The following is a 22,756-nucleotide window of genomic DNA, read 5'->3' as shown; positions in this document are numbered from 1 at the left end:
GAGATTAATAGCTTTTATGAATGTTTTTTGTTTGGTGTAGTTGGTTTAAAACTAATCTTTACTTTTGCAAAAAATATAAAAAAAGATGAAGAAATTACTTCAGACTGCAAGCCTTTTTATTGCAATCACCGTATTATCTCAGGGAAAAGAATACATCAAATTCAAAGGGAGTATTCCAAATTACGGAAAAGAAACTTATAAGTCTTTAACGGTCATTGATCAAAGAGAAGACAAAAAAATAGGAATTCTTCCTTTTGGAAATCAAAAAGAAGAGAAGGAAGTTGTTTTCCTTACAAGCCCGGGAAATGATTTAGGAAACTGGTATAAAAAAGGAAATGATGAGGGAGGAAGTGCAGACCTGGTTCTGATTTTAAAAAAGCTTAAATTAAGTGTTGGAGAAACAATTGGAAAAAATACAAGCGGGAGCATTGATTTTTCAGCCCAGACTTTTTCAAAGGAAGGGGACCAATATCGTTTCCTATATAAAAAAGATACTATAGTTACACTCAATAATAAGGAAATTGCAGAACTTTTAGTTAAGAATGTTCCTAATGTTTTTTTTGATTTATTCATGAGAACATACAGAAAGAGACCTGTTGGAAATGCTGTATCTATCAACGAGCTTTCTGATTATGAATCATTTGTCAATAACAATTATGCAGTATATAAGAGCGATCAGTTAAAGGATGGGATTTATTTGGATCACTTTTCATTCTTTAACCAGACTCCCGAGCCCGGAAATTATCTACTTGAAAGGAATGAAAAAGGGGAGGTGACAAAAGCACTAAAAGAGGAAAATGGTAAAAAGAATAAGATTCCTGCCTACAAAATGTTTGCTTATGTGGAAAACGGAAAGGCTTATAAAAAGGGATTATCAGGCTTTCTGGATTTAAATAGAAATGAAAAAGGATTTTATGTGGTAAGCAACAGAGGATATCTTTTTCCTGCAGCTTCTAATAATACATTAGGAATGTTTGGTTTAATTGGAGGTGTTGCTGATGCAATTCAACAGGGAGCAGAACAAAAGAAAATGAAAAAAGGGGATAAGTTTGAAATCTATATTGATCCTTTAACGGGAGAATACGATTTTCCTTCGGAATTATAAATTAATTTCACTGATTAAAATTAACAGCAATGAATTGTCTTGCTTTTTTTTATCTTTGCAAATTACAAGGTTCTTAAATGAAAAACATACGAAATTTTTGCATAATCGCTCATATTGACCACGGTAAAAGTACTTTGGCGGATCGTTTATTGGAATATACCAATACAGTTACCCAGAGGGAATTACAGTCTCAGACGCTGGATGATATGGATTTGGAGAAAGAACGTGGGATTACGATTAAATCTCACGCGATCCAGATGGATTATGAATATAAAGGGGAAAAATATATTTTAAATCTGATCGATACCCCGGGACACGTGGATTTCTCTTATGAGGTTTCCAGATCAATTGCTGCCTGCGAAGGAGCGCTTCTTATTGTAGATGCTGCTCAAAGTATTCAGGCACAGACTATTAGTAATCTTTATCTTGCATTGGAGAATGATCTGACGATCATTCCTATTCTTAATAAAATCGATTTACCTTCAGCCAATCCTGAAGAAGTGACTGATGAAATCATGAATTTAATTGGTTGCGAATATGAAGATGTATTAAGGGTTTCCGGGAAAACCGGTGAAGGGGTTCATCATCTGCTTGAGCAGATTGTGGAAAGAATTCCTGCTCCTGTAGGAGATCCTGATGCACCACTTCAGGCTTTGATCTTCGATTCCGTATACAATCCTTTCCGTGGTATAGAAGCCTATTTTAAAGTAGTAAATGGAAGTATTTCCAAAAACGAAAAAATAAAATTTTTTGCCACTGGAAAAGAATATGGAGCTGACGAAGTAGGGACTTTAAAGCTGAAGCAGGTTCCTAAAAAGACAATTGGATGTGGAGATGTAGGATATTTGGTTTCTGGAATTAAAGATGCTAGAGAAGTTAAGGTAGGAGACACCATCACTTCTTTCGATAAACCTGCAAGTGGACCGATTGAAGGATTTGAGGAAGTTAAACCGATGGTATTTGCAGGGATTTATCCTATTGATTCTGAGGATTTTGAGGAACTTAGATTTTCATTAGAGAAGTTAAGGCTTAACGACGCTTCTTTGGTTTTTGAACCGGAAAGTTCTGCTGCTCTGGGCTTTGGGTTCCGATGTGGTTTCTTAGGAATGCTGCATATGGAAATTGTTCAGGAGCGATTGGATAGGGAATTCAATATGAACGTTATCACTACGGTACCGAACGTTTCTTATTTCGGATATACTAAAAAAGAACCGGATGTTCCTATTTTGATTAATAACCCGTCTGAAATGATGGATCCATCTACAATGGATAGAGTGGAAGAACCGTTTATTAAAGCTTCTATTATTACCAAATCTGATTTTGTAGGATCGGTAATGACTTTATGTATTGAGAAAAGAGGAGAGATCGTTAACCAAAGTTATTTAACTTCTGAAAGAGTAGAGCTGATATTCAATATGCCTCTGGCAGAAGTTGTATTCGATTTCTACGATAGACTGAAATCCATTTCTAAAGGATATGCATCATTTGATTATCATCCGATCGGATTCAGAGCTTCCAAGCTTGTAAAAATGGATATCCTGATCAATGGCGATATGGTAGATGCCCTTTCTTCATTGATTCACGATAGTAATGCCTATCATATCGGTAAAAAGATGTGTGAAAAGCTTCGTGAACTGATCCCTAGACAGCAGTTTGATATTGCGGTTCAGGCTGCATTGGGAACGAAGGTTATCGCGAGGGAAACCATTAAAGCTCTAAGAAAAGATGTTACAGCGAAGTGTTACGGGGGAGATATTTCCAGAAAACGTAAGCTTTTGGAAAAACAGAAGGAAGGTAAGAAAAAGATGAAACAGATTGGTAGGGTAGAAGTACCGCAATCTGCATTTATGGCCGTATTAAAGCTAAATGATTAATATAAAAAAGACCGATATCATATCGGTCTTTTTATTTTATAGATTTCTCTGCTTATCAATCAGGTTTCTCTGCACGACCAGCGCTCCTAATCCCAGAATAATTTCAACGATACCAAGCATGGTTATCAGTTTAGTACCGCATACAATACATTCAGGCTCAGGAAATGGTTTTTTGCCTATTACAATAATAATAACTCCGCCAATAATGACGATAATTACAATAAGTACTCTTAATAAATTTTTTGCATTCATAATAATGTTAGTTTGTTTTATGCCTACTTTTTAAGGTTTTCGGCCTGGACCTTTTTACTATATCAAATTTCTATAATAAAAGAAGGTGTAGGATCAGGTAAATCACTGAAAATGAGGTGTGTTTTTTACTGTTGTTAATGTTTGCTGATACGTATGATCATAAATATATGTTTTCAACTCCACAATGAAGACATGGAGCGGGCAGGTCTACAACGTTAATTATTTAAACAATAATTTCAGCGTTCCGGTAACAAGTGCATCAGAAACCAATTAGCATAAAAAACCGCTTCAGAGGAAGCGGTTTTTTTATTTTCTATTTTTTACGGGTGAATTTTATTTCCATTGTTTTCATTTCCTTACCGGTTTTGGAGCCGGGACCATACATTTCCATGATTTGAGTGTTATCATCCACGAATGTAAAAACTTCCCTTACATCGCATTCTTTTCCAGGTCTTGCAATGTCAGGCATTTTACCTTTAAATTCAATTGATTTCTTTGAAGCGTTCCAATCTCCTGTAGTATACATTATTCCTGTTCCCATATTATCCATCCATGTACTTACAAATTTTTTAGTCGCATTATCGTATCCAACAATGCTCCTTCCTTCAAAAGGCATTCCCCACATATTACCGGTGTGTACGCTCTCCTGATAGCGTCCGCCAAAGATCATTTTATTGGTACACTCAGATGTACTTTTGATAGGTTTTCCTCCTTCTTCCATCCACATAGTCGTTTCTCCGGTCCACTTCCCATCTGATTTAGCAAGCATTTTGTGCATCTCTCCGGGAGTAGCATATTCAGTCCATGCCTTTACAGCGGTAGCAGAATCTACAGGTTTCCATGCTGCAGAATCAGATCCTGTGGATTCTTTACCCATATTGGGTTTTCCTTTTTCGCAAGCCGTCAATAGAAAAGCTGCGATTACAATGAACATTAGATTTTTCATAAATGTTTAGTTTTAAGTTGGTTATAATTTTAATTTAAAGGTAAGAAATTTTATTTTGTTGGTTTTTGCCTTTTTAACGGTGGAGTTTTTAATTCAAAACATTAACTTTGTGTATTCACAACGCAAACTATATTATGCAGAATATTAAAGTAGCAGTAGATGCAGTTATATTTGGATACTTTGATAAGAAGGATCTTCAGGTTCTTTTGATAAAAAGAAAAATTGATCCTTTCAAAGGAGGATGGGCATTACCGGGCGGATTGGTTCTTGATGATGAAAATCTTGATGATGCTGTAAAAAGAGAACTGTATGAAGAGGCTGGCATAAAGCCCGATTTTCTGGAACAACTTTATACTTTTGGTAATGTGGGTAGGGATCCCAGGAACAGAGTAGTTTCTATAGCTTATTTGGGCCTGGTAAACCCTTCTTACTATGAACTATTTGCAGATTCCGATGCCGAAGACGCACAATGGTTCAGTGTTAATCAGCTTCCAAAGCTTGCTTTTGATCATAAAGGAATACTGGATATTGCGTTAAAAAGACTTCGTACGAAAATTCAATACCAGCCGATTGGTTTCAATCTTCTTAATGAGGAATTTCCGTTTTCTGATCTGGAAAACCTCTATAAAACAATCATTGGCCAGGAGATAGACCGCAGAAATTTCCGTAAAAAGATCATGAGCTATGGTCTTCTCAATGAAACCAACAACCTTAAAAAAGAAGGGAGCGGAAGACCGGGAAAACTATTTACTTTTAATCAGGAGAAATATAAGGAACTTGAGGAGCAAGGATTTTATTTTGAAATCAAATAGGAGTATAAACCATATATTTCTAAGTAAATACATAATAACAAATGATCATCATATCAAATGAAAAACGGGCTTTAGCCCGTTTTTTTATAAAACTATTCGATGGATTATTTAAAATAAAAATGTACAGTAATAAATTAATGTAATTGAAAATCAATGTTTTAAAGATATTAGTGTAAAATTAACGCAAATAAATTTGGAGGGAAATAAAGTATTCTCTTACATTTGTGTAATAATAACGCAAACATGAAATATAATCTGCAAAATATCATCCAAAAGTTTCAAAATAAAGAGGAGTTGGAATTCTTATTTTTCTGGGGTCATACAGCCAAAGATCAGATCACGAAGGCGTGCTTCAGTCAGTGGTATCTGGCTGAATTTGAAGAAGGAGGAGTTATTTATAAAACGGCAGAGCATTATATGATGGCAGAAAAAGCAAGACTATTTAATGATGAGAATATCGAAGCTCTTATCATTGAAGCACAGGACCCAAAGGAGGCAAAGGGATTAGGAAGAAAGATTAAAAACTTTGATCATCATATTTGGGATGAGCATAAATATGAAATTGTAAAGAGAGGAAACTTTTTTAAATTTTTGCAAAACGGAGAGCTTAAAAAATTTCTATTATCAACGGGTGATAAGCTTATTATTGAAGCAAGTCCTTATGATAAGATCTGGGGAATAGGAATGCTGGAATCAGATCCTGAAGCAAAAAATCCGCTTCATTGGAGAGGAGAGAATCTTTTAGGGTTCGCTTTAATGGAGGTCCGGGATGATCTAAAAGAATGATATGGCCCGGGACAGGGATTTATTATCCGTTAAGGCAATAATGTAAAATATTAATCAACAGTGAAAATATGCATTCGGGAAGGATGTTATGTTCATCAATGAAGAATACATTCTTTTAAACAAGATAAACTTATGTCCTGTTTAATTAGCGTAAAAACAACACAAATATTAACTCTTAAAAAAGTAAAGCAATGTTTGGTTTCAGACACATCAAATTCGATTCAATGACTTACGTTCTTCATTTTAAAAATGGGAAAACCGTAAGAGAAGGAAGAGGGCTATCATTCTTTTATTTTGCCCCAAACAGTTCTATTGTAGCAATTCCGATGGGAAGTAATGATCTGCCGTTTATTTTTAATGAAAATACGCTTGATTATCAGACGGTAAAAATCCAGGGACAGATCAGCTATAAAATTATTGATCCAAAAGCTTTATCCAATACATTGGATTTTACGGTTAACGAATCAGGAGTATATAAGAAAAATGATATTGAGAAGCTTAACCAGAGAATCATTAACCTGGCACAGACTTCTACTTCATCATTTATCCATGACATGAGTTTAAAAGATGCCATTCGCTCTGCCAAGAAGATTGAGGAACATATTTTAGAAGGGCTTAAGGCTTCAGAAACCATCCAAACCATGGGCATTGAAATATTGGGAGCCAGTATTCTGGCGGTTCAAACCACTCCGGAAATGGCCAGGGCATTAGAAACGGAAACCAGGGAGAAACTCCAGCAGCAGGCAGATGAAGCTATTTATGAGAGAAGAAATTTTGCTGTGGAGCAGGAAAGAAAGATCAAAGAATCTGAGCTGAATACAGAGATAGCAGTTGAGGAAAAACAAAAACAGATCGAAGAAAAAAGAATGGAAACAGAGATCCAGCAGGAGGAAAATAATAAGATCCTTAGAGAAATGAAGATTGCTGCTGATATTTCCGTTGAAAATCAAAGAAAACAGCTGATAGAGCAAAAGACAGAAAATGACAGAAAAGAAGCTGAAACCCAGGGCTATGTATTGGAAACCTCATTGAAACCATATAAAGAAATGGATTGGAGAATTCTAAGTGCTTTGAGTGGAAACCAGGATGCAAGATCCAATATTGCACTGGCTTTTAGAGAGCTTGCTGAAAATGCAGGGAAAATAGGAAACTTAAATATAAGCCCGGACTTATTGGAAAATCTCTTAAAACAGCATTAAGCGATGAAAGGAATGAAAAGCATTTAAAATAAGCAATTGAAGTAAAGCCATGAAACCAGAATACGCAATTATTATTAAGAACAAAACGAGATTGGAAGCTTTGATTGAACGGTTCAATACAAAAGCACAGGCCCGGTTTTATATCGAAAGTTCAGGGGGTGATTTTCAGGAATATGTTACTGAACATGAAAAGTTCTATCAGTCATTTCTTGAAGTCCAGACAAAACTTTCCAAAGTAATTAAAAATAAAGTGGTAGAACGAGAATTTGTACCCTCCTTTATTTTCTCTCAAAAGAATTTAATTGTGGTGGTTGGGCAGGATGGGTTGGTAGTGAATGTAGCAAAATACTCTAAAAATATACCTATCGTAGCAATTAACCCTGACCAGGAAAGGTATGATGGAGTACTGCTTCCTTTTAATACAAAAAACTTTCTGGATGGCATTTATTCTGTTATAAACGAAAATTTTAGTTCAAAGAGAATGAAGTTTGCTGAAGCAGTATTGAATGACGGGCAAAAGCTCCTGGCTGTAAATGATCTTTTCATTGGTGTTTCTTCCCATAGCTCAGCAAGGTATAAGGTGGTTATGAACGGAAAAGAAGAGATGCATTCTTCCAGTGGAATTATTGTTTCTACAAAGACAGGAAGTACCGGCTGGCTAAGCTCGATCTTTAATATGGCCTATGGAATTTTAGGATCTAAAGAACTGGAATATCCGGAACTCAATGAAGATGATCTATACTTTGCGGTGAGAGAACCTTTCAAAAGTAAAGCAACACAAACGGAAATTTGCAGTGGGCGAATAAAAAGAGGAAATAGGCTCGTTATAGAATCATTAATGCCAAATAATGGTTTTATATTTAGTGATGGAATTGAACAGGATTTTTTGCAGTTCAATAGTGGTGCAACCGTAGAAATTAAGCTGTCTGATGAAGAGGCGGTTTTGGTAATAAATTAAAAAATGGAAACAAAAATTAAAATTAGATGAGCCCACTTATTGAATTAATAAAAGGCGATATCACTAAAGTAAAGGCTGATGTTATTGTAAATGCGGCAAATTCGTCTTTACTTGGAGGAGGTGGTGTTGATGGGGCTATTCATCGTGCAGGTGGAAAGCAGATATTAAAAGAATGTATTCATATAAGAAATAAACAAGGAAAATGTAAAACGGGCGAGGCGGTTGTAACTTCTGCAGGAAATCTTCCTGCAACTTATGTTATTCATACCGTGGGACCGGTCTGGAATGGTGATGAAGAAGCAAAAGAATCGGTGCTTTTAGCTAATTGTTACAGGAATTCTTTACTATTAGCAGAGAGTCTTGATGCTAAAACAATAGCTTTTCCGAACATTAGTACCGGAATTTATCATTTCCCGAAAGAATTAGCAGCAAAAATTGCTATTAATGAAGTTCAAAATTTTTGGACAGAAAGGATTGAAAAAATTATTTTCGTTTGTTTCGATAATGAAAACGAAGCAATTTATGACAAACTATTAAAAGAAAAACAATGAAAAAACTAACCATATTAAGCGGTGCAGGAATTAGTGCCGAAAGCGGAATAAAGACATTCAGAGACGGAGATGGTCTCTGGGAAAATCATAATGTAACAGATGTGGCTAGCCCTGAGGGCTGGAGGAGGGACAGAGCATTGGTTTTGGAGTTTTACAATCAGAGACGCCGCCAGCTTCACGAAGTAGAACCTAATGATGCCCACCGGCTGTTAGCAGAGCTTGAGAAGTATTTCAATGTACAAATCATTACTCAGAATATAGATGATCTTCATGAAAGGGCAGGATCAACCAACATCCTCCACATCCATGGAGAATTGTTTAAGTCATGTTCGAGTCATAACAAAGACCTGATCTATGAGCAAAAAGATGATATTAACGAGGGAGATAAAGCTGAAGACGGATCTCAGTTAAGACCATTTATCGTTTGGTTTGGAGAAGATGTGCCTTTATACAATGTAGCAAGAGAAAAGGTAAAAGAAGCAGATATTTTAATTGTTATCGGAACTTCCTTGCAGGTATATCCGGCAGCAGGTCTGATACATGAAATTAAAGATGATTGTCTTTTGATCGTTATCAATCCCAATGAAACGGAGTTCGGATATGGTAAAAGAGCTGTAGTGATGAAAGAAAGTGCAACAAGAGGAATGAAATTATTGTTTGATAAGCTTGTAAATATGGCATAATGGAGAATGTGGTAAAATCTGGAATTTTCGGCGTTTGTGTTGGAGATGCGTTAGGGGTTCCTGTTGAATTTAAGAAAAGAGAAGATTTAAAGAAATCACCGGTTAAAGGATATTTGGAATATATGTCTTGGAATCAGCCTAAAGGAACCTGGAGTGATGATAGCTCTTTAACACTTTGTCTGGCGGAGGAGCTTACTAAAGGATATGATTTAGAGAAAATAGGACATAGTTTTGTTAAGTGGAATAAATATGGACATTGGACGGCTCATGGAAAACTTTTTGATATTGGCGGAACAACAAGACATTCTATTGCAAGGCTGATAAAAGGCGAAAGCGCAAAATTTTCAGGAAATATCTTTGAGGAAGATAATGGAAATGGTTCATTGATGAGAATTCTTCCATTAGCTTTTTATCTTGAAAAACAAGAGGATATCGACATGCTTTATAAAACAATTAAAGAAGTTTCTGCTATTACCCATGGCCATTTTCGCTCAGTATTTGCCTGTTTTATCTATATTGTTTTTGCTATCCAATTAATAAAAGGGAAAAGAAAAGAAGAAGCATATGAGTTTATGCAAAAAAGAAGTTTAAAATATGCAGAAATCAAAGGCTTTAATCCAAATGAAATTAAGCTTTTCGATAGGCTTTTAAAAAATGATATTTGGAAATATACTGAAGATGAAATTAAAAGCGGAGGATATGTTCTACACAGTTTAGAAGCTTCTTTATGGTGTTTTATGAATTCAGAAAGTTATTCTGAAGCGGTATTGAAAGCGGTTAACTTAGGTGAAGATACCGATACTACAGGGGCAATAACAGGAGGAATTGCTGGAATTTATTATGGTTTTGAAAATATTCCTGAAGACTGGATTTCAGAATTGGTAAGGAAGGAAGATATTGAAAAACTATGTGAAAAGCTGGAGACAAAATATTTTAGTAAGTAATAGAGCAATGAATACTATAAGTGAATATTTTAAAATATAATTGAAACAACAGGAATTCAAGTAAGATCTGATCCTGAAGAATATCATTGCTAAATAAAAAACATAATCATGAACGAAATAGAAAATAAAAGAATAAGTAAATTTTTAAGCCTGATTCTCCGTCATCAGCCAGAAACAATTCATCTGCATTTAGATGAAAATGGTTGGGCGGATGTGGAAGAATTGATTACAAAATCGGCTCGCAAAAGAGTGCATTTTACGATGGAGGAATTAGATAAGGTCGTAGAAACAAATAACAAAAAAAGGTTTGCTTTTAACGAAGATAAAACGAAAATACGAGCTAACCAGGGACACTCTATTGATATAGATCTGGCATTGATTCCTCAGCAGCCTCCGGAATATCTCTACCATGGAACTGCAGAAAGTAATATCAGCTCCATTATGGAAAAAGGGATTGAAAAAAGAAGCAGGCAGCATGTTCATCTGAGTGCAGATAAAGATACTGCTACAAAAGTGGGAATGCGTCACGGAAAACCTGTAATTTTGACCATCCGGACAGGCAAAATGTCTGAAGAAGGAATTCAGTTCTATCTTTCAGACAATGGAGTCTGGCTGACGGATTTTGTTGACACGAAATATATTTCAAAGTAAAAATGAAGAGAAAGTTAGTAATAGGTGATATTCATGGAGGTTTTAAAGCGCTGATCCAGGTTCTTGACCGGGCTCAGGTAAAAAGTGATGATCAATTAATCTTTCTTGGAGATTATGTAGACGGCTGGAGTGAATCTTCCCATATTATTGCCTTTCTGATTGAACTTTCAAAAAAGCAGGATTGTATTTTTATTAAAGGAAACCATGATGCCTGGTGTGAAGACTGGCTTTCTTTCGGGGAAACTCCTGAAGTGTGGCTCAATAATGGGGGGAGAAAGACTATCGAAAGTTATGATGCCTATTCCAAAATAGAATTACAGCAACATTTGGAGTTTTTTCAGCATATGAAAAACTATGATGTAGATGATCAGAACCGTTTATTTATTCATGCCGGATATTCTTCAATGCACGGCCCGGAAAGAGAGGTCTATTCCAGCAATTACCGATGGGATCGGACGCTTTGGGAAACGGCTGTTTGTATGGATAAAAAGCTGAGCAAGAACTCTGAATTATATCCTAAAAGGCTGCTTTTGTATAACGAGATATTTATTGGGCATACCCCTACTATTGACCTGGGAAGCAAAGAACCTCTACACAAAGCCAATGTCTGGAATCTGGATACCGGGGCTGCTTATACAGGATCATTGTCCATTATGGATGCAGACACCAAAGAGTTCTGGCAGAGTGATCCTCTTCCTGCTTTATATCCTGATGAGACAGGAAGGAATGGGTAGCTGCTAATCGAGAAATCAATGATAATCAGAGACATTCTTACTTCTTTAAAAGAACCCCCCGGTCTTTATGATTAACCAAAAGATTCATCAATAATTTCAGTAATTTTATAATCTGAAATTTTATCTTCATGAAACTTAAATTTGTTCTATTATTACTTAGTTCTTCATTGTTTTTTTCACAGAAATCTTTCCAGACGCCTTTTGAAAAAGGAAATGGCAACCAGACCGTTACCTATGATGAGATGAATAACTATTACCAGGATCTGGCTAAAAAATTTAATACAATTCAATACCTTAAAAAAGGGGAAGATGATAACGGAAAGCCCATCTATCTTGTTATCTATAATCCGTTTCCGGAAAAAGATATTGAAAAGCTGAGAAAAGAAAAAGCAATCCTTTTTGTTAATAATGGAATCCATCCGGGAGAACCGGACGGAATTGATGCAACCATGATGCTCATTCGGGATCTTGCCACAAAAAAAATAAAGACTCCACAGAATTTTATCATAGCAGCTATTTCGGCATATAACGTAAGCGGAATGCTGAACAGAGGGTCTTACTCCAGAGCGAATCAAAACGGTCCGGAACAATACGGATTCAGAGGAAATGCCAGGAACTATGATCTGAATAGGGATTTTATTAAAGCCGATTCTAAAAATGCCAGAAGTTTCCAGGAAATATACCAGTGGCTGAAGCCGGATGTCTTTATCGATAACCATGTAAGCAACGGGGCAGATTACCAATATACGTTTACCTATATTTCAACTTTTAAAGAACGCCTTGGAAATGTACTGGGAAATTATTTTTACAATGATTATCAGGCAAAGAACCTGCAGGATTTAAAAAAACTGGGATATGAGAGCACTCCATATGTGAATATTCATGGGGATGTCCCTGAAATCGGATTTGCAGCCTTTGAGGATTCACCACGATACTCAACGGGATATACTTCTTTATTCAACTCATTGGGCACGGTTCCGGAAACGCATATGCTCAAACCTTACGACAAAAGGGTTGATGCAACGTATAAGTATATGCTTGTTAACCTTCAGAATCTGGATAAAGAGTATAAAAAGATCAAAGACTATCGTATTGAAAACCTAAAGCAATATCAGCCAGGAAAACAATATGGTATCCGCTGGAAGATTGATTCTACAAAATTTTCCACGATGGATTTTAAAGGATATGAAGGAAAATATAAACCCAGCGAAGTATCCGGAAAACCAAGATTGTATTACGACAGGACAAGTCCTTTTACAAAAAATATAAAATTGTTTACGACTGCTGTTCCTACGGGTTACATTACAATTCCAAAATATTATGTCATTCCGCAGTCCCAGTACAGGGTTATTGAAGAATTCAAAAGGAATAAAATAGAAATGAAACCGATTCAAAAGGACAGTGCAATAGCGGTGGAGTCCTATAAGATCAATGATTTTAAAACGGTTAAAAATCCGTACGAAGGACATTATCTTCATTATGAAACAACGGTTGATAAATCCGATAAAAAAATGAATTTCCTGGAAGGTGATTATATAGTTTCTACACAACAGCCGGGAGTTAAATACATTATTGAAACCCTTGAGCCGGAAGCATTGGATTCCTTCTTTAACTGGAATTTCTTTGATGGTATTCTGGCACAAAAGGAATATTTTTCAGCATATATCTTTGAAGATACCGCGGCTGAACTATTAAAAAAAGATCCTAAACTGAAAAAGGACTTTGACGATAAAAAATCATCAGATAAAAAATTTGCAGATGATGGTGCTGCTCAGCTAGACTGGGTTTATAGACATTCTCCTTATTTTGAAGAAAAGACATTCAGGCAATATCCGGTGTATAGGATTTTGTAAAAAGTGAAGGCGTTTCATCTGAAACGCCTTTTTTTATTTTGGTAAGCCTCTTTTTAAAGCATAATTGGCTCGTTCAACAGCTTTTTTCTCTTTCCAGTCCATATACCTTTTTTTGAAATTGGACTTCATGATATCATCAAATTTACGCTGTACCGTAAGATTCCATAAAGAGTGTGCCTTTACTGCCCAGGATTTATCCCAAGCCCTTAAGGAAATAGAGAAACTTCCGTCCAGATACTTCATCCAGTGCCACCATCCTGTAGGCATAAACAAGGTGTCTCCATGTTCAAGGAAGCATTCAATACCTTCCACTCCGTCAAGCGCCGGGAATTTAGTGAAATCAGGATTCTCAATATCGTAATCTTCCAGAGCATACGTAGCATAAGGAATCTGATAAAGTCTTTCTTTCCATTTGTAATCAAAGAGCATGATATGTTTTCTGCCATTGAAGTGCGTATGGAAGATATGCGCCATATCGATATCAAAATGAAGGAAAGTAACCGATCCTTTTCCTCCAAAGAACATATTCGGATATTTATCAAGGAACCCTCCCATTAATTCTTTGGGAGAAATATAATCTTCAAGAAGTTTTGGAGCAAATTTAATCGGATCAAAAAGGAAGATTCTAAGATCTGTAGGCTCTTTCTGAATCAAATCGATATAATCTCCAAATTTCATTTTGGCTGCAGATGCATTGATGGGAGCAGACGGGTCAGCCTTTGAGCTGTCATATAAGGGGACTTCTACATCACCTACCGTTTCCTTCATATAATCCATTGTCCATTTTTGATATGCAGGCCATTTTTTTGCCATGTTTTTGATGACAACGGGCCTTCTCGGCTTTAGATATTTTTCGTAGAAATCTTCTTTACTGATATCGTCTACAACATCTATAGGCTTTAAAATAATTCCCATTCTGTAAATTTTATGTTACAAAATTATTAAATTAAATAAATATAATATTGTGTTTAAGTTTTTTTTAATCTATGATTCAAATCACTATCATAAATATTTAGACCAGATAAAAATAATAAAAAGAAGTGTAATGCAATAGTATTTTATTTATCATGCGTAATAACTAAAGGACTCCACAAAATTTAGAATTCAATACAAATAGTCTTAGTATCCAACAAAAAATTATGGGTTTCGATTGGATCAAAACCTATGATTAAGAATTTTGTAAAATAAGAATATTTACTTAGGCAAGCCTCTGCGTAAGGCTATTTCCGCTCTTTTTATGGCTATTTTTTCCTTCCAGTCCATATATTTCTTCTTGAAATTGACCTTCATGATATCATCGAATTTACGTTGTACCGTAAGATTCCAGATAGAGTGGGCCTTTACAGCCCAGGATTTATCCCATGCCCTTAAGGAAAGAGAGAAACTTCCGTCCAGATATTTCATCCAGTGCCACCATCCTGTAGGCATAAATAAGGTATCCCCATGTTCCAGAAAGCATTCAATACCTTCGATCCCATTCAGTGCGGGAAATTTGGTAAAATCAGGATTTGAAATGTCATAATCCTCCAATGCATAGGTGGTATAAGGGATCTTATATAATCTTTCTTTCCATTTATTTTCAAAAAGAATAACGTGCTTTCTCCCGTTGAAGTGGGTATGAAAAATGTGGGGAAGGTCTATATCATAATGCAGAAAAGTAACGGACCCAGTTCCTCCGAAAAACATGGAAGGATATTTATCCAGGAAGCCGCCCATTAAATCTTTTGGAGAAATATAATCATCCAGCAGCTTATTGGCATATTTAATAGGATCAAAGAAAAAAATACGAAGATCGGTAGGTTCTCTTTGGATCAGGTCTATATAATCGCCAAACTTCATTTTTGTAGTAGGGGTATTGATCGGTGCTGAGGGATCAGCTTTGGAACTGTCATATAATGGAACTTCTACGTCTCCTACTGTCTCTTTGATGTGGTCCATTGTCCATTTTTGATATGCAGGCCATTTTTTTGCCATATTTTTGATGACAACAGGCCTTCTCGGCCTTAGGTATTTTTCGTAGAATTCTTCCTTAGTAATGTCATCTACAATGTCAATAGGCTTTAAGACAATTCCCATTTTATAAATTTTATGTTACAAAACTATTAAATAAATATTGATATTAAGTAAATTAAGATTTATTTAACCTATGGCTTTAATCATTTATTTTATTTAGTCAAAATAAAATGAAGCAAAACTTATATCCCTAAAATACACAAACAAAAAAAACCAAAAAAAATTATCACTAAAAACATAGTGAAAAACAGTGTTTTAACTTATTTGCCTGAAATGCATCTCTATAGAGGTGTAACAAAAAACACCGAATAATAACTAATTAAGCAAATAACTAGAATTATGAAAAAGAATATTACTTTATTTCTGATGATTTTTCTTTCTGTGCTTACTTATGCGCAAAAGACGATTACAGGTAAAATCACAGATGAAGATGGTGTTCCTATTCCAAGCGCAAGTGTAACGGTAGAAGAACCGGGTAAAGATGCGATCTTAGCTTATGGAATTACCAATTCAAAAGGGGAATATAAAGTAACTTTTACTACAGCAGAGTCTAATGTTGATTTGAAAGTAAAGGCATTTAACCAAAAACCATTAACTAAACAGATAAGCAACAGTGATCAGACGCTAAGTTTTAAAATGCAGTCTGAGGCTACCGAGATCAAGGAAGTTCAACTGAAAACCAAGATGATTACGGCGAGAGGGGATACCATTGCGTATGATCTTAAAGCTTTTGACAGTAAGAGTGACAGGACACTGGCTGATGTGATGAAAAAGATTCCTGGTATTGAGGTTAATACGGACGGAACGATACTTTATCAGGGGAATGCGATCAATAAATTCTACGTTAATGGGAAAGACCTGATGGAAGGAGGATACGGAACGATTAATAATTCTTTACCAAAGGATGCTGTACAGAAAGTTGAAGTGCTTGAAAATCACCAACCTGTAAAAATTCTTCAGGATAAAGTACCTTCCGACCAGGCGGCAATCAATATTAAATTAAAGAATTCCGTTACCATGACTGGTAGAGGAGAAGTAGGAACAGGATTTGGAGAACCTTGGCTCTGGAATGTGAAACTGACTCCTATGTTCTTTGGACAGAAAAGCCAATGGGTAGTTAATTATAAAACCAATAATATGGGAGAGCAGGTTGAAAATGAAGGAAATATATTGGCTTTTGGAAACAGGTTCGAAGGAAAGAGGATTAATGCCTCACAAAATGACTGGCTCACTGTAGAAAATGCAGACACTCCCAGCCTTCCGGTAAAAAGATACTTATTAAATAATGTCCACTATTTATCCGCTAATTATTTAACCAATATCGATAAAAAGAAAGAATGGGAACTTAAGGCCAATGCCAACTATACAAATAATGCAGTAGAAAGAGAAGCTTATAACAGGAAAGATTATTTCGATGGAAGCTCTAATACAACTAATATTCTTAATAATTTTTATACGGATAAAGCTAAAGGAGAATTGATTTTTACAAAAAATGCAAAAAAAGGATTCTTCAAGAATACAACAAGCTTTTCTCAATACTGGAATGCAGACAGAGGACTGGTAGACAGAACCGACCTTACTTCCGGAAAACAAAGAAATGCAGGGGAAAGCCTTGAATCTCCTACGACATCATTTCAAAACTCCTTAAGTACGATTATACCATGGAAGGAAAAAATGGTGAACCTTTTATCCTATGTAAGCTATCAGACAGACAGGCAAACATTGGAAGTTTCTCCAACATCATATCTGGATATCCCTGGATTTAAAGTGTTACCGAATTCTGATTTTGTTACCCAAAACCTAAGGCTTAAAACTTTTGAGGCAAATCATTCTGCAAATATTGGATTTTCTACAAAGGGATGGACCTTTACTCCTGAAGTAGGATTTAATTTCAAAACAACGGATCTGGTTTCAGACCTGTATAACATTGAAACAATTCCGTCCACGAATCCGAATGATCTACCGACACTTTCTACCGCATACAGCAATGACCTGAGATATTCCACAGCAACTCCTTACGGAAGTTTAGGGGTTAATTATAAAAATGATTCCTGGATGCTTTATGCCAACATCCCGGTCAATTCTAATAATATTAAAGCGGAGGACCCGTTCAGAAATGTTTCTAAAACGGTTAATAAAGTTACATTTGAGCCAAGTGTTTTTGCTCAATATACATTTGCTTCATTCTGGAAAGCGTCGGTAAACGCGAATATCAATAATAATTTTGGAGAAATTAATACAGCATATTCAGGATTCTTGATGACTTCTCCAAGTGGAATTAATGCAATGGATCCAAAAAATCCGATTCCTCAGAACAACAATAAATCAGCAGGAACAAGAATTGAATACAGAAACCCGCTGAATAATTTATTCTTTAATGTAAACTACAGATATTCCGATGCGAAAAGAAACCTGATTTCCAATCCTACAATCAATGGTGCGGGATATACAATAATGAATTACAAAGAACAGGATAATCATGTATTGAATAATGGATACAGTGCAGAAGTTGGAAAGTATTTTCCAAAGTTTAAAACCAATGCCTCCCTTAGCTATAGTAACAACACCGTGAAATCAGACCTGTTTTTAAATAATGATTCCTATACCAACAAGAATAACAGCCAGTCGTACGGAATTAAATTCAATAATACTTATTTCAGCTGGATGAGTATAGATTATAACGCAAGTATTTCCCGAACAAAACAGACCAGTGTTGGAAAGGTTAGTTCTAACGCTACCAGAACAGGCTTCACCCATAATCTTGGACTTTTCTTCTATCCTATAGAAAACCATACAGTCGGGTTCAATTGGGATCAGGTGAACACAAATGCAGCTGAACAGAAGTACCATAACGGATTCTACGATGTGTCCTATCAGTTTACCTGGGCTAAAAAGAAAATAGATTTCGAACTGAAGTGGATGAATATTGCGAATAAAAAGGTATTCGAAACCTATGATATTAATACGACCAATATTACCTATACGAGATATCAGCTTCGTCCAAGTCAGGTAATGTTTACCGTGAAATTTAACTTCAAATAATAAACTACATAAACAGAAAAAGCCAATCCCTTGGGATTGGCTTTTTCATTTAAACTATATTTTAAAAGCTTTGTACGTCTGCAGACGGACCGTAACTTCCCGGCAAAGGAATATCATTGAGCCTGTAGTATACTCCCAGCTGAGCTCTGTGGTGGGTAATTTGATTTAAACTGTGGCGGATTGATGCATACTTGGTCCATTTTGCCAATTCATGCCCATTATGTTTTAAAGCCCAGGTAGAATTCAGGTCATCTTCTTTTGCATTTTCCAATGCGTCGATACCCGATTTATAGTTCTCATCCAGTTTTTTTAATAAATCTTCTTTCGTAGCAGACGTGGTTGGATGTTGTGCGGTTCCAAAATCCAGTTCAGATGTTTTCAGCATGGTGTTGGGCCACTCAAAAACATCAGCAAGATGGTTGGCAAGCGATTTCATTTTCATACTTTTTTCGTGAGGAGCATACTCATTTTTGTCATCGGGATAGAGGTCAAAAAATTTTCTGGTGGTTTGATACTCACTATCAAGTTCGGATTTTAATTGAGCTAATGTGTCCATTTTAATTTTGTTTTTAGGTATTTAAAGTTAAAACTTTTATAGCTATAAAGGTTTTGACGACATAATAATCTTTAAAAATGAATATGAAAAAAGAAGATGCCACTGAAAATAATTTTTTATATAGCTATTAACCTGGCGGAGCCATATTTCCGGGGCTTACCATAAAGAACTTATAAATAAAGAGAAAAAAGTTGTAACATTTTTGATACAATAGCAACTAATAAGTAAACATTATTACAATGAAAAAGTTGCTTTCAGTATTCTTAATTGCTCTTTTTGCTTTTGCCAATGCTCAGGAGTCTAAAGAAACTGCAAACCGTTTCTTTTACGAACTTACTTTTAAACCTAAAAAAGATTCTACTAAAATAGATAAGGTTATTACGATATTGGATATTACAGATAAAAACAGATCGATTTATCAGGATTATACCATTATCGCACAGGATTCGATCCTGAAGGTGGAAATAGAAGCAATGCAGAAGGCAGGTGTGATGAAAGACCTTTCAAAAACAATCAGACAGCCTAAAATTTCTGCCAGGGTTTATAAATTTTATCCAAGCATGAAAGTGCAGTATGTTGATAAAATTGCCAGTGGATTTACTCCAAGTAATATCGGATATAACGAGGAGCCGAAATTCAACTGGAATATTCTTACCGACAAACAAAAAATAGGAGCTTATAATACACAAAAAGCAACCACAGAATTCGGAGGAAGAAAATGGACAGCATGGTTCAGTACGGATCTGCCTTTTCCTGACGGTCCTTACAAGTTTTCTGGTCTTCCGGGTCTGATTGTCAAGATAGAGGACGATGCAAAAGATTATTCATGGGTGCTTCAGGGAAATAAGAAGGTGAAAGATTACACAGAATATTCATACGTAGAAAACCTGATGCAGGCGAAAGGAGGAAAGGTAAACGAACTGACCAGAGAAAAATTCGAAAAAACGTATAACGATTTCAAAAAAGATCCTTTTGCTACTCTGAGACCGATGATGACACAGGACATGCTTTCCAAGACCATACCGGGAATGGATGGAACTGTAGGTGATATGTTGAAGAAACAGGAAAAACAATACAAAGATTTCTTTAATGCCAATGATAACCCGATTGAGAAGGTTGAAATAACTGACAAAAAGAAAAAATAGACATTCAATTAACTAAATTATATTTTATCAAATGAACCCAAATGTTTTTACAGCATTTGGGTTTATTTTTTTTAAGACTAAGGTTATTTAGATTAAATTTAAATAGCGTACATTTGCATGTACAAAAAGCAGGCTTTGAAAGAGAAGGATTTACATAAATTAAGCGGATTCCCTAAGAACAAAATGGGGAAGATATTGGGTTATGATAATGATCATCTAAAGATGCCAAACAAAATTATAGAAATGGGTCTTTTACCGGAAACCGTTTTCAGGATTTTGTATCAGGCTCCATTTAGTGGTCCCATGTATGTGGAATTTGGAGATGAAAAAAGCCGTATAGCTCTCAGAGAAGAAGAAGGGGATTATATAATTGTACAAGAATGGGATTAATGCAGGAAAATAAGAAAAAAAAGGTACTTTTAGTTGGAAATCCGAATGTAGGAAAATCTACGGTTTTCAATACACTCTGTAATAAAAAACAGAAGACCGGGAATTATGCCGGTGTTACTGTAGCAAGCTATTCCGGACATTACAGCTACAAGGATGAGGAAGTGGAAGTGGTGGATTTACCGGGTTCTTACAGTATATATCCGAGCTCTGAAGATGAAGCTATCTTTTCAAAATTTCTGATCGATGAGCAGCAAAACTATGCCGGAGTTGTTTATATCCTTGAGGCCTTAAGTTTAAAAAGGGGGCTTCTTTTGTTTCAACAGATCCAGGATCTGGGTATTCCTCTTATTTTGGTAGTTAACCAGATCGACCAGGCTCAAAGACGCGGGATTGATATCGATATCCAGCAGTTCTCAAATGCTTTAAATATTAAAATTATCCAAACCAATGCTAAAGAGCAAATCGGAATAGATCAGATAAGGGAAGCTGTTTTTAATAATGATTTTAAAAAAACGGAAAAAACTTCTTTTGAAATTCCGAATGAACATAAAGATTTTATAGCAAAAATTGTGGCTCATAAGGGCCTGGATAGTGATTATGAAGCCTGGATGAGTATATCATCGGGAGTAGAACTCAGCAAAATAGAATCTGTTCATGATATTCTCAATAGTCCGGATGCTAAAAGTCTGGTTCCGAAGAGACTACAGGTTCAGGAGACAGTAAGAAGATACCAGAATGTTGATAAGATATTAGCGAATGTAATCACTAAAAAGCCACAGTTCAAAGAACTGCTTACCGAAAAGCTGGATAAAGTTTTGGTGCATAAGTTCTGGGGATATGTGATTTTCATGCTGATCTTACTTATTATATTCCAAAGCGTATTCTTCCTTGCGGAGTATCCGATGAACTGGATCGAAAGTTTCTTCTCATGGCTGTCCGCATTCACTGGCGAGCATCTTCCTGAAGGACCGGTAAATTCACTTGTTTCTAATGGAATTATCCCGGGATTAGGAGGGATTATGGTATTTGCTCCTCAAATCGGAATTTTGTTATACTTCTTATATCTGTTAGAAGATTCAGGATATATGGCAAGAGTAATCTTCCTGATGGATAGATTTTTAAGGCCATTTGGACTCAACGGGAAAAGTATTGTCCCATTGGTTTCCGGAACAGCTTGTGCGATCCCTGCTGTGATTTCCACACGTAATATCGAAAACGTTAAGGAAAGACTCCTGACCATTTTAGTAACTCCTTTCATGACCTGTTCTGCAAGACTTCCTGTATATAGCATCATTATCGGCTTGGTTATTTCAGACAAAAGCTTTTTAGGAATAAAGTATAAAGCTCTGGTATTAATGGGAATGTATCTGTTAGGATTTCTTGTCGCTTTATTTTCAGCAGCCATCTTAAAAAGATTTATTAAAGATAAAGGTAAAACATACCTTGTAATGGATTTGCCTACTTATAAAAAACCATTGTTCGGATATGATTTCAAAATGGTTTTAGGAAAGGTTTGGGACTTTATAACGGGAGCAGGAAAGATAATCTTTATTGTAAGTATTATCATCTGGTTCTTAAGTTATTTCGGACCGGCACAGAAGACCAATCAAATGGTTGCTACAGATGTTAAGCTGGATCACTCCTACCTTGCAAAAATGGGTAAGGCTATAGAGCCGGCCATTGCTCCTTTGGGTTATGATTGGAAAATGGGAGTAGGAATCATTACCAGTTTTGTAGCTAGAGAAGTTTTTGTAGGTACAATGTCTACCTTATACAGCCTGAGTGATGATGCTCCTGAAGTAAAAGTAATTGACAAAATGAGACACGATGTGAAACCAAACGGTGAAAAAGTGTTTAATTTTGCAACAGGAATCTCTATCCTTTTATTTTATGCATTTGCAATGCAGTGTGTTTCCACACTTGCAGTAGTCTACAGAGAAACAAAAAGCCTTAAATGGACAGGCTTTCAGGTTGTTATGATGACTGGTTTGGCATATTTTGTGTCTATGTTTATTTATCAAATTCTAAAATAATGAACTCTTCATTAATTTTTCAATATATTATCGTACTACTCATTGTAGGATTCGCCTGTTACTCTCTTTTCAGAGTGATCAGAAAGAATTTTGCACCTAAAAAATTCAGCTCTAAAGGAGGAGGTTGTGATAAAGATTGCGGTTGTTCATAAATTTGTCACACAAATAATGTAAATAATTTCTAATTTTGCTCAGCCTTACGCAGAATATAAATAGAATTTAAACTTAC

At 35.7% G+C, this 22,756-nt stretch carries 22 protein-coding genes; 17 read left to right on the top strand and 5 right to left on the bottom strand.

The window, feature by feature from the left end:
- The first annotated feature begins 85 nt into the window (after positions 1–85).
- Together AC0INN_RS10920 and lepA are read left to right on the top strand one after the other, a co-directional pair.
- Entirely contained in the window at positions 86–1,105 is a 1,020-nt protein-coding gene (locus AC0INN_RS10920) for a hypothetical protein (RefSeq protein WP_306613197.1), read from the top strand.
- A gap of 77 nt (positions 1,106–1,182) precedes the next feature.
- The gene (gene lepA, locus AC0INN_RS10915; RefSeq protein ID WP_172281662.1) at positions 1,183–2,979 is read left to right on the top strand and encodes a translation elongation factor 4; all 1,797 of its coding nucleotides are present in this window, start codon (positions 1,183–1,185) and stop codon (positions 2,977–2,979) included.
- Between the two features lie 36 nt (positions 2,980–3,015).
- Here the strand turns inward: lepA and AC0INN_RS10910 are convergent, their stop codons facing one another.
- Together AC0INN_RS10910 and AC0INN_RS10905 are read right to left on the bottom strand one after the other, a co-directional pair.
- The gene (locus AC0INN_RS10910) at positions 3,016–3,231 is read right to left on the bottom strand and encodes a hypothetical protein (protein WP_273650241.1); all 216 of its coding nucleotides are present in this window, start codon (positions 3,229–3,231) and stop codon (positions 3,016–3,018) included.
- A gap of 313 nt (positions 3,232–3,544) precedes the next feature.
- On the bottom strand, positions 3,545–4,177 hold the full coding sequence (locus AC0INN_RS10905; RefSeq protein WP_172281658.1) for a DUF1579 domain-containing protein: 633 nt from the start codon (positions 4,175–4,177) through the stop codon (positions 3,545–3,547).
- 134 nt (positions 4,178–4,311) lie between these two features.
- On the opposite strand from AC0INN_RS10905, the gene AC0INN_RS10900 reads away from it, so the two are divergent.
- From AC0INN_RS10900 to AC0INN_RS10855, 10 genes are all read left to right on the top strand, one after another.
- Positions 4,312–4,989: an NUDIX hydrolase gene (locus AC0INN_RS10900; protein ID WP_172281656.1), complete on the top strand. Its 678-nt coding sequence runs from the start codon at positions 4,312–4,314 to the stop codon at positions 4,987–4,989.
- Between the two features lie 243 nt (positions 4,990–5,232).
- Complete coding sequence (locus tag AC0INN_RS10895) at positions 5,233–5,775, top strand: NADAR family protein (protein ID WP_273650240.1); 543 nt, start codon at positions 5,233–5,235, stop codon at positions 5,773–5,775.
- A gap of 191 nt (positions 5,776–5,966) precedes the next feature.
- A complete protein-coding gene (locus tag AC0INN_RS10890; protein ID WP_273650239.1) occupies positions 5,967–6,974 on the top strand; it encodes an SPFH domain-containing protein in 1,008 nt (335 codons plus the stop codon).
- 49 nt (positions 6,975–7,023) lie between these two features.
- Complete coding sequence (locus tag AC0INN_RS10885) at positions 7,024–7,932, top strand: NAD(+)/NADH kinase (protein WP_273650238.1); 909 nt, start codon at positions 7,024–7,026, stop codon at positions 7,930–7,932.
- Positions 7,933–7,958: 26 nt separating this feature from the next.
- Positions 7,959–8,483, top strand: coding sequence for an O-acetyl-ADP-ribose deacetylase (locus tag AC0INN_RS10880; RefSeq protein ID WP_273650237.1), 525 nt, complete (start codon positions 7,959–7,961; stop codon positions 8,481–8,483).
- Complete coding sequence (locus AC0INN_RS10875; RefSeq protein ID WP_273650236.1) at positions 8,480–9,166, top strand: SIR2 family NAD-dependent protein deacylase; 687 nt, start codon at positions 8,480–8,482, stop codon at positions 9,164–9,166. The genes AC0INN_RS10880 and AC0INN_RS10875 overlap by 4 nt, the downstream gene beginning before the upstream one ends.
- Positions 9,166–10,110 carry an ADP-ribosylglycohydrolase family protein gene (locus AC0INN_RS10870; RefSeq protein ID WP_273650235.1) on the top strand — a complete coding sequence of 315 codons (945 nt, stop codon included), beginning with the start codon at positions 9,166–9,168 and terminating at the stop codon, positions 10,108–10,110. Before AC0INN_RS10875 ends, AC0INN_RS10870 begins: the two co-directional genes overlap by 1 nt.
- Positions 10,111–10,218: 108 nt before the next feature.
- The gene (locus AC0INN_RS10865) at positions 10,219–10,761 is read left to right on the top strand and encodes an RNA 2'-phosphotransferase (protein ID WP_306613190.1); all 543 of its coding nucleotides are present in this window, start codon (positions 10,219–10,221) and stop codon (positions 10,759–10,761) included.
- A gap of 2 nt (positions 10,762–10,763) precedes the next feature.
- Complete coding sequence (locus AC0INN_RS10860) at positions 10,764–11,495, top strand: metallophosphoesterase family protein (protein ID WP_306613188.1); 732 nt, start codon at positions 10,764–10,766, stop codon at positions 11,493–11,495.
- Between the two features lie 128 nt (positions 11,496–11,623).
- The gene (locus tag AC0INN_RS10855; RefSeq protein ID WP_273650233.1) at positions 11,624–13,348 is read left to right on the top strand and encodes a M14 family metallopeptidase; all 1,725 of its coding nucleotides are present in this window, start codon (positions 11,624–11,626) and stop codon (positions 13,346–13,348) included.
- Between the two features lie 33 nt (positions 13,349–13,381).
- Here AC0INN_RS10855 and AC0INN_RS10850 read toward each other — a convergent pair whose 3' ends face one another.
- Together AC0INN_RS10850 and AC0INN_RS10845 are read right to left on the bottom strand one after the other, a co-directional pair.
- Complete coding sequence (locus tag AC0INN_RS10850) at positions 13,382–14,263, bottom strand: cupin-like domain-containing protein (RefSeq protein ID WP_172281632.1); 882 nt, start codon at positions 14,261–14,263, stop codon at positions 13,382–13,384.
- A 279-nt stretch (positions 14,264–14,542) separates the two neighbouring features.
- Entirely contained in the window at positions 14,543–15,424 is an 882-nt protein-coding gene (locus AC0INN_RS10845; RefSeq protein WP_172281630.1) for a cupin-like domain-containing protein, read from the bottom strand.
- 276 nt (positions 15,425–15,700) lie between these two features.
- Between AC0INN_RS10845 and AC0INN_RS10840 the strand changes: the two genes are divergently transcribed.
- On the top strand, positions 15,701–18,403 hold the full coding sequence (locus AC0INN_RS10840) for a carboxypeptidase-like regulatory domain-containing protein (RefSeq protein ID WP_306613185.1): 2,703 nt from the start codon (positions 15,701–15,703) through the stop codon (positions 18,401–18,403).
- A 61-nt stretch (positions 18,404–18,464) separates the two neighbouring features.
- Here the strand turns inward: AC0INN_RS10840 and AC0INN_RS10835 are convergent, their stop codons facing one another.
- Positions 18,465–18,959: a DinB family protein gene (locus AC0INN_RS10835; protein WP_172281626.1), complete on the bottom strand. Its 495-nt coding sequence runs from the start codon at positions 18,957–18,959 to the stop codon at positions 18,465–18,467.
- A gap of 239 nt (positions 18,960–19,198) precedes the next feature.
- Here AC0INN_RS10835 and AC0INN_RS10830 point away from each other — a divergent pair, with 239 nt between their 5' ends.
- The 4 genes from AC0INN_RS10830 (at position 19,199) to AC0INN_RS10815 (ending at position 22,679) form a co-directional block, all read left to right on the top strand.
- On the top strand, positions 19,199–20,104 hold the full coding sequence (locus AC0INN_RS10830) for a GLPGLI family protein (RefSeq protein ID WP_273650231.1): 906 nt from the start codon (positions 19,199–19,201) through the stop codon (positions 20,102–20,104).
- A gap of 135 nt (positions 20,105–20,239) precedes the next feature.
- Positions 20,240–20,494, top strand: coding sequence for a FeoA family protein (locus AC0INN_RS10825; protein ID WP_262888831.1), 255 nt, complete (start codon positions 20,240–20,242; stop codon positions 20,492–20,494).
- On the top strand, positions 20,494–22,527 hold the full coding sequence (gene feoB, locus AC0INN_RS10820; RefSeq protein ID WP_172281621.1) for a ferrous iron transport protein B: 2,034 nt from the start codon (positions 20,494–20,496) through the stop codon (positions 22,525–22,527). Before AC0INN_RS10825 ends, feoB begins: the two co-directional genes overlap by 1 nt.
- On the top strand, positions 22,527–22,679 hold the full coding sequence (locus AC0INN_RS10815) for a hypothetical protein (protein WP_273650229.1): 153 nt from the start codon (positions 22,527–22,529) through the stop codon (positions 22,677–22,679). The genes feoB and AC0INN_RS10815 overlap by 1 nt, the downstream gene beginning before the upstream one ends.
- The last annotated feature ends 77 nt before the right edge of the window (positions 22,680–22,756 follow it).

The organism is Chryseobacterium subflavum, assembly GCF_055762745.1.
Note: the sequence above shows the minus strand (reverse complement) of the source record. Positions and strands in the feature narration are given on the sequence as shown.

What these genes read in the sequence shown, in the direction of transcription:
- AC0INN_RS10920 (WP_306613197.1), top strand. Translation starts at nt 86, where the DNA reads ATGAAGAAATTACTTCAGACTGCAAGCCTTTTTATTGCAATCACCGTA.
- lepA (WP_172281662.1), top strand. Translation starts at nt 1,183, where the DNA reads ATGAAAAACATACGAAATTTTTGCATAATCGCTCATATTGACCACGGT.
- AC0INN_RS10910 (WP_273650241.1), bottom strand. Translation starts at nt 3,231, where the DNA reads ATGAATGCAAAAAATTTATTAAGAGTACTTATTGTAATTATCGTCATT.
- AC0INN_RS10905 (WP_172281658.1), bottom strand. Translation starts at nt 4,177, where the DNA reads ATGAAAAATCTAATGTTCATTGTAATCGCAGCTTTTCTATTGACGGCT.
- AC0INN_RS10900 (WP_172281656.1), top strand. Translation starts at nt 4,312, where the DNA reads ATGCAGAATATTAAAGTAGCAGTAGATGCAGTTATATTTGGATACTTT.
- AC0INN_RS10895 (WP_273650240.1), top strand. Translation starts at nt 5,233, where the DNA reads ATGAAATATAATCTGCAAAATATCATCCAAAAGTTTCAAAATAAAGAG.
- AC0INN_RS10890 (WP_273650239.1), top strand. Translation starts at nt 5,967, where the DNA reads ATGTTTGGTTTCAGACACATCAAATTCGATTCAATGACTTACGTTCTT.
- AC0INN_RS10885 (WP_273650238.1), top strand. Translation starts at nt 7,024, where the DNA reads ATGAAACCAGAATACGCAATTATTATTAAGAACAAAACGAGATTGGAA.
- AC0INN_RS10880 (WP_273650237.1), top strand. Translation starts at nt 7,959, where the DNA reads ATGAGCCCACTTATTGAATTAATAAAAGGCGATATCACTAAAGTAAAG.
- AC0INN_RS10875 (WP_273650236.1), top strand. Translation starts at nt 8,480, where the DNA reads ATGAAAAAACTAACCATATTAAGCGGTGCAGGAATTAGTGCCGAAAGC.
- AC0INN_RS10870 (WP_273650235.1), top strand. Translation starts at nt 9,166, where the DNA reads ATGGAGAATGTGGTAAAATCTGGAATTTTCGGCGTTTGTGTTGGAGAT.
- AC0INN_RS10865 (WP_306613190.1), top strand. Translation starts at nt 10,219, where the DNA reads ATGAACGAAATAGAAAATAAAAGAATAAGTAAATTTTTAAGCCTGATT.
- AC0INN_RS10860 (WP_306613188.1), top strand. Translation starts at nt 10,764, where the DNA reads ATGAAGAGAAAGTTAGTAATAGGTGATATTCATGGAGGTTTTAAAGCG.
- AC0INN_RS10855 (WP_273650233.1), top strand. Translation starts at nt 11,624, where the DNA reads ATGAAACTTAAATTTGTTCTATTATTACTTAGTTCTTCATTGTTTTTT.
- AC0INN_RS10850 (WP_172281632.1), bottom strand. Translation starts at nt 14,263, where the DNA reads ATGGGAATTATTTTAAAGCCTATAGATGTTGTAGACGATATCAGTAAA.
- AC0INN_RS10845 (WP_172281630.1), bottom strand. Translation starts at nt 15,424, where the DNA reads ATGGGAATTGTCTTAAAGCCTATTGACATTGTAGATGACATTACTAAG.
- AC0INN_RS10840 (WP_306613185.1), top strand. Translation starts at nt 15,701, where the DNA reads ATGAAAAAGAATATTACTTTATTTCTGATGATTTTTCTTTCTGTGCTT.
- AC0INN_RS10835 (WP_172281626.1), bottom strand. Translation starts at nt 18,959, where the DNA reads ATGGACACATTAGCTCAATTAAAATCCGAACTTGATAGTGAGTATCAA.
- AC0INN_RS10830 (WP_273650231.1), top strand. Translation starts at nt 19,199, where the DNA reads ATGAAAAAGTTGCTTTCAGTATTCTTAATTGCTCTTTTTGCTTTTGCC.
- feoB (WP_172281621.1), top strand. Translation starts at nt 20,494, where the DNA reads ATGCAGGAAAATAAGAAAAAAAAGGTACTTTTAGTTGGAAATCCGAAT.
- AC0INN_RS10815 (WP_273650229.1), top strand. Translation starts at nt 22,527, where the DNA reads ATGAACTCTTCATTAATTTTTCAATATATTATCGTACTACTCATTGTA.